This is a genomic window from Litorilinea aerophila (assembly GCF_006569185.2).
GTDB classification, from domain to species: Bacteria; Chloroflexota; Anaerolineae; order Caldilineales; family Caldilineaceae; genus Litorilinea; species Litorilinea aerophila.
Genome location: NZ_VIGC02000040.1, coordinates 43,694 through 49,984 on the forward strand (window position 1 = coordinate 43,694; position 6,291 = coordinate 49,984).

The following is a 6,291-nucleotide window of genomic DNA, read 5'->3' on the forward strand; positions in this document are numbered from 1 at the left end:
ACATAAGCATACGTTGATGTAATTGAGACAAAATATCAATAACTATCCATGTTGGACATGGTCCAGCCCCTGCCGGAAGATCTGGTAGACGTGATCGTCGTCCAGGGTATAGAAGACATGTTTCCCTTCCCGGCGGCTGCGCACGATGCGGAGGGTGCGCAGGATACGCAGCTGGTAGGAGATGGCCGGCTGGGTCATCTCCAGGGCCAGGCAGAGATCGCCCACACACATCTCCGTGTGGGCCAGCAGGCTGATGATGCGCACCCGGGTGGGGTCGGCCAGGGCCTTGAAGAGCTCGGCTGCCTGGGTTGCGGTGGCGGCGTCCACCAGGTGGGCGCGCACCGCTGCCGCCAGGGTCGAGTCCGAGTGATCGGCGGTGCAGAAGGACTGGCGTTCGTGGGCCGGGGGATGGCCTTGTGTCATGGACTTCAAGGGGCGGGCGCTGGAGATTTGCACAGATGCTCCTTTTTTGCCTGATGGCCCATCAGATAGCCGTGAGGCAAAACAGATAAGTAACTGTTTATGTGTTTAGTGTATCAAGGAACCCGCACGCTGTCAAATCTTGCCCCAGGAGGGAGGGTGTCTGAGGGCCAACCGGCCTACATTCACCCAGGAACTGAAAGGCGTATCGTAGGCGAGTTCGCGTCTTGCTTACACGCCATCGTAAATGGCTTCGGTGTCCAGGAGCGCGTCGCCTTCCACACAGGCAGGGGCCTTTCCCTGTAAGCTGCCTTACGCGCAGTTTGTGCCAAAGGGAGGACAATAGGGAGGCGGCGCCCATCTTCCCCGGGTGTCTCAGGTAACAATTCGATGCCGAATTCCTTCAGAAAGGAGCAATCCATGGATGATCCCGTCGTCTATCGTTCCAAGGTGCGGATCGAGCGGGTGAAGGGGCCTTTGCGCAGGGCCTACCTGCCGGTGGAGCCGGAGCCGGTTCTGTTTGGCGTCCACTCGGAAATTGCCGAACATTACGGCATGAAGCCTGGTCAGGTCGAACCCCACGCCACCACCCTGGATTATCTGGTGGCGGCCGCGGCCGGTTGACTGACTGGCACCTTTGGAGGCGCGCTGGAGGCGCGTCAAATTGCAGCGGGAGAAGGTCGCCTTGTCTCCGAGGCGGTGGGCGAGATAGAAAAAGAGGATAACGTCCTGGTGGTGCGGCGTATCCACGTCACCTATTGGCTACGGCTCCCCCGGGAGCAACGGCCGGTGGCGGAGCGGGTCCATGGTTTCCACGCCCGCTTCTGCCCGGTCTACCGTACCATCAGCGGCAGCGTGGAAATCACCACATCTCTGGAGATGGAAGATCTGGAATAGCGGGTAGGGGAACCCACGCTTCCCCTGCCCCAGGGTTGGGCATCGGCAGTCGAGCCGGGGAAAACCGGCTTCGGCTGCCGATCTTTGCCTGGATGGGTCAGGCCGCCAACATTTTTTGCCGTTGGAGCTGGCCCACTTCCCGGAAGGTCACCAGGCGCCGGCTTTTTTCATCCCAGAGAGCCAGGTTCGCTGTCTTCAGGCTATCCCGGATGGTGAGGTGGGTGGCCCGCTGGAGCAATGGATTTTCATCGTGGGCACGCTGCAGGTTGTAGTTGGGGATGCGGGGACTCAGGTGATGGATGTGGTGGAAGCCGATATTGCCGGTAAACCACTGGAGTATCCGGGGCAGCTTGTAGTAGGAGCTGCCGTGCATGGCCGCCAACACGTAGTCCCATTCCTCTGAATGCTCCCAGTAGGTGCGCTCGAACTGGTGTTGTACATAGAACATCCAGACGCCGACGGTGCTGGCAATGATGGTAACCGGCAACTGGATCGCGATCACCGTTTTGAGGCCGAGCAGCAGGCTGGCCACTGTCAGCAGGCTCACCAGGGCTACGTTGGTCCACCACACAGAGGCGGTCTCGCCGTGGCGATTCTGTTCTGGGGCAGAGAGGGGGAACCGTTGCTGCACCATGAAGTGGAAAGCAGGGGCCACGCCAAAGAGAAAGAGGGGGTGGCGAAAGATCCGGTAGGTGAGCCGTTTCCACCAGGGCGCCTGGACGTACTCATCGACTGTCAGGGTCCAGACATCGCCGATGCCCCGCTCTTCCAGCTCCGCGTGGTGGGCGTGGTGGATGGCGTGGCTTTTCCGCCAGTGTTTGTAGGGGACCATGGTGAAGACGCCACAGATGGAGCCCAGCAGATCGTTGGCCCGCCGGGAAGGCAAAAAGGAGTTATGGCCACAGTCATGCTGGATAATGAAGATGCGCACCAGAAAGCCGGCCACCGGGAAGGCCAGGAGCAAGGTCAACCAGTAGCCCACCTGCAGGCTCAGGTACAGGGCGATCCAGCCCAGGAGCAGGCCGCCAAAGGAGTTGAGCACCTGCCACCGGGCCTGATTCACATCCGGTTTGGCATAGCGCGCGACTAATTTTTGCCAGCCGGTGTAGGTGGCTCCGGCGGTGGGTTGGGGAGTTCGGGATGAATCTTTGATTGTTTGCTGCATTGTTTTCTTCTGCTTTCTGTCACTCTATTTGCCCAAAAAGAAAGGCCGCCGCTTCTCTTCGAGAGAACGGTGGCCTTTGACTTGCGGCAAAGGGGGGACCCAGGCTACTCTTCAGGAAACGTATATCTGACCTGCAGCATAGCTTACAATGGGCATTCTGTCAAAGGCAGAAGTTTTGCCGTATATTGCCCGGGTATTTCCCGCGCACCGGGGGCAACCGTGGCTGACGCTTTCTGTGCTATACTATAGCCCAGGTTATGCAAACTTCGGAATTCATGGGGTGCCAGATTGGGGTGCCCGATCGACCGAGACGAAAAAAACGAAAAAGAAGCGAAAACGAGCGTATCTATGCAGGAATTTCAACAAGTCTGTCTGATCAGCTTTGAAGGAGAAGTCATCCATCGCGGGAAGGGGACCCGACGCCTGTTCCAGCGCCGTACCCTGGAAAACCTCCGGCTGGCCATTCGCGAACACGGCTTTCAGGCGGAGGTGGTCCCCTCCTTTGCCAAGCTGGAGGTGCGGGGCACCTTTGACCCCCATGTGCTGGCCCGGGTTTTCGGCGTGAAGACCTGTGCCGTCGCCCTGCGCGCCCACATCCAGGACCTGGACGATGTGGTGGCTGCTGGGGAGGCCATCTGGCGGGATCGGGTGGCCGGAAAGACCTTCGGCGTCCGCTGTAAGCGGGTAGGGCGCCATCCATTTCGCTCCCAGGATGTGGCCGAAGTGTTGGGGGCCCGGCTCAACGCCTATGCTCGGGGGGTGAACCTGACCAATCCAGATATCTGGGTGGAGATTGAGGTGCGGGAGGAGCACGCTTACTTCGTGACTGAACGTATTCCCGGGCCCGGCGGCCTGCCCCTGGGCATTGGGGAGGATGCACTGGTCCTCTTCTCCGGCGGCCACGACTCGCCCGTGGCTGCCTGGCACCTGGCCCGGCGGGGCAACCAGCCCCACTTCCTGCACCTGGCCTTCGGCGGCCTGGCCGAAGCCCGGCCTGTGGTTCAGGTCGCCCAGCACCTGTACCGACACTGGCTGGTGGGGACGCGGCCCGTCTTCCGGGTGGCACCTTTTGCCCCGGTGGTGGCCGAATTGATCGAACATATTCCTTCAGCCCTGCGCCAGGTCGCCTTGCGGCGGGCCATGTACCAGGCCGGGGAATACCTGGCCCAAAAACTGGGCTGCCAGGCCCTGGTGACTGGCGAGGTACTCTCCCAGGCCACCAGCCAGACCCTGCACAACATCGCCATTGAAGAGGCCGGGATCGACCTGCCCATCCTGCGGCCGGTGCTCTCCCTGAGCAAGGAAGAGATCATGCAGCAGGCCCAGGCCATTGGCACCTACGAACTCTCCCTGCAGGTAAACGAGCTCTGCTCTATCGCCCAGGGGCCGGTCTCGCCCCGGGTGAAGCGGGAAGAGTTCTTCCAGGCCTATGCCGCCGTTGACCCCGCCGTCATCCACGCCGCCGTCGATCAGGCCATCGAGATCGACCTGAACCAGCCCCTGGAACAGCTGGAAAGCCTGTTGGAGGACGACATCCCCACCATCGGCCACATTCCCCAGGATGCCCTGGTGGTCAGCATGTTGCCCGAAGGCACCCGGTTGCCCCAGGCCATTCCCATGGACCGCTTTGAGGCAGATGAGGTGACGGACAACCGGCCGGTGATCCTCATGTGTCGCTATGGCCTGACCAGTATGGGGCTGGCCGCGGAGTTACGCCGCCGGGGTATCAACGCCTACAGCTTCGATGGCGGCTATGAGCGCTACCGGGAGCTCCAGGAACGGTCCGGGGCGGCCGAGCCCCGGGGGTAATTGGAGCCACAGATGACACCACAGACGCCACAGTGGACTACAGATGCAGCGCTATCTGTGGCTCTACTGCAAAAAGCCCAAACAGGACGCTGACCCATGCCAATGAAACACTACATGCCCCGCCGAGGGTGGCCGAACTACCTGCTCGAGGTGGTGGAACAGGCCCAGCCCGGCGACACCATCGTCGTTCACACCACAGCCCAGCAGGAAGCCATCCAGAATCTGCTGCGGAACCGGAATATCGATCACATCCAGGTTCAGTTAGACAGCCGGTTTCACGCCTGGGTGGTCGGCGACCTCTCCAACCCCCAGGAAGTGGCCGAGCGACTCTTCCGACGCATTCGGGAGCTGGCAGGCAAGAATGTGAAGGATGAGGATGAGAGCCCGGAAGAAGGGGATGGCTCCCCCCACTCGTAAAGTTTGGCGTAAATACCACGGCCGAAATTCCGGGTGCCCTCTGGGCGCGCTCCCTCTGGTGGATACCATCGGCGAATTTCTGCCAGGATTTACGATTCTGTGAAGGGAAGGAAAGCCGGTCCGAAAACGTGGGTCTGCAAGCATGCAATGCATGTGCAGGCCTGGGCAAGATTGAGCTCTGTCGACAGACGAAACGGTGGGCTCGGGGAGCTCGGTAATGTTACCGGAAATATTCCCGGTAACATTACCGGATAATATGCACGAAAAGGGCGTTTGTGTCAAAATGGCAATGACACGGATTTATCTCTCCTGCTTGACAGCCAGAGAATCCAGGTTGTATAGGGGTGGTAAAGTTTAGCAGGCGTGTGGAGGCCAGGCCTCTGCTACGGCCGGACCAGCTCACCCGTACGCGCGGAGCGGTACAGGGCCAGGACGCTGCGCAGGAACTGGCGACTCAAGCTCAGGGGCACCACCGGGTCCGCGCCGTCCAGCACGCAGGCTTCCATGGCCTGGACCTCACAGAGGTAGGGGTCCACCGCCTGGGTGATGATTTCCTCCTGGCTGCCGTCCAGGCCGGTGAAGATCATGCGGCTGTCCTGCCCCCGCAGGCCAGGCTTCCATGGCTCTGGAATGTGCAAAATCCCCTTGTCACCCACGATGTAGGCCGCCTCTCGGAAGGGGGTGCGGAAGCTGGAGGAGATCTGGGCGACCGCTCCGTTGGCAAAGTGCATCTGCCCCCGCATGGACACATCCACCCCGCTTTCCCCTTCGATCTGGCTGGCCCACACCGCCACCGGCACGCCCGCACCAATCATGACGATGGCCATGCTGTTGGGATAGACACCCACATCCCACAGGGAGCCGCCGGACAGGGCTGCATTCAGGCGAATGTTCTGCGCGTTTTCCGGCGGCAGGTAGAAGTGGAACCAGCTGTTCACCTGCTGGACCTGGCCCAATCGTCCCTCCTGGATCAGGGCCAGCGCCCGGCGAGTCTGGGGGTGGTGGAGGTACATGAAGGCCTCGAAGATGGTGACCCCGTTGAGCCGGGCCGCGGCTTCCACCTGATCCAGCTCCTCGATGCTCACGGTGATGGGCTTTTCACACAGGACATGCTTGCCCGCGTCGGCCGCTTTCACCGTCCACTCCGCATGGAGCGCATTGGGCAGCGGGTTGTAGATCACGTCCACATCCGGGTCGGCCAGCAGTTCCTCATAGCTGCCGTAGGCTTTGGGGATCCGCTCCTGGGCTGCGTAGGCCCGGGCCCGCTCCAGATCTCGGCTGGCCACTGCCACCAGCTCGCTGCGCGCCGAATGGCGAATGGGACCCAGCAGCGCACTGTTGATCCGGGCCGTGGACAGGATACCCCAACGGATTTTATCTGCCATGAATCGATCCTTTCTAGATGGGTGGCCGGCGGACGCCGGGACCTGTGGTAAACTGGTACAGGCTGGCATCCATGACTCTCCTGCAAAAAGGGTTTCGCAGCATGTAGCAACTCGCGAAAAAGTGCGAAATAGGTAGAATAGGGGAAGACGTGTACTTCCTCCCTAGCCAACCTGGTCAACGCCATGTTTCGAAAGAAC

The 6,291-nt window shown here is 60.8% G+C and carries 7 protein-coding genes; 4 read left to right on the forward strand and 3 right to left on the reverse strand.

From position 1 onward, the window contains the following. Positions 1–42 precede the first annotated feature (42 nt). Positions 43–456, reverse strand: coding sequence for an ArsR/SmtB family transcription factor (locus tag FKZ61_RS21595; protein ID WP_211358680.1), 414 nt, complete (start codon positions 454–456; stop codon positions 43–45). A gap of 384 nt (positions 457–840) precedes the next feature. On the opposite strand from FKZ61_RS21595, the gene FKZ61_RS21600 reads away from it, so the two are divergent. Next, entirely contained in the window at positions 841–1,044 is a 204-nt protein-coding gene (locus tag FKZ61_RS21600) for a hypothetical protein (RefSeq protein ID WP_141612222.1), read from the forward strand. A 108-nt stretch (positions 1,045–1,152) separates the two neighbouring features. Further along, on the forward strand, positions 1,153–1,317 hold the full coding sequence (locus tag FKZ61_RS21605; RefSeq protein ID WP_170200135.1) for an OsmC family protein: 165 nt from the start codon (positions 1,153–1,155) through the stop codon (positions 1,315–1,317). 97 nt (positions 1,318–1,414) lie between these two features. Here FKZ61_RS21605 and FKZ61_RS21610 read toward each other — a convergent pair whose 3' ends face one another. Beyond that, a complete protein-coding gene (locus FKZ61_RS21610; protein ID WP_141612224.1) occupies positions 1,415–2,482 on the reverse strand; it encodes a fatty acid desaturase in 1,068 nt (355 codons plus the stop codon). A 348-nt stretch (positions 2,483–2,830) separates the two neighbouring features. Between FKZ61_RS21610 and FKZ61_RS21615 the strand changes: the two genes are divergently transcribed. Both FKZ61_RS21615 and FKZ61_RS21620 read left to right on the forward strand, forming a co-directional pair. Beyond that, positions 2,831–4,291: a tRNA sulfurtransferase gene (locus FKZ61_RS21615; RefSeq protein ID WP_141612225.1), complete on the forward strand. Its 1,461-nt coding sequence runs from the start codon at positions 2,831–2,833 to the stop codon at positions 4,289–4,291. A 96-nt stretch (positions 4,292–4,387) separates the two neighbouring features. Beyond that, positions 4,388–4,708: a hypothetical protein gene (locus tag FKZ61_RS21620; RefSeq protein ID WP_141612226.1), complete on the forward strand. Its 321-nt coding sequence runs from the start codon at positions 4,388–4,390 to the stop codon at positions 4,706–4,708. 383 nt (positions 4,709–5,091) lie between these two features. Here the strand turns inward: FKZ61_RS21620 and FKZ61_RS21625 are convergent, their stop codons facing one another. Then, entirely contained in the window at positions 5,092–6,093 is a 1,002-nt protein-coding gene (locus tag FKZ61_RS21625) for a Gfo/Idh/MocA family protein (RefSeq protein WP_170200137.1), read from the reverse strand. Positions 6,094–6,291: the final 198 nt, after the last annotated feature.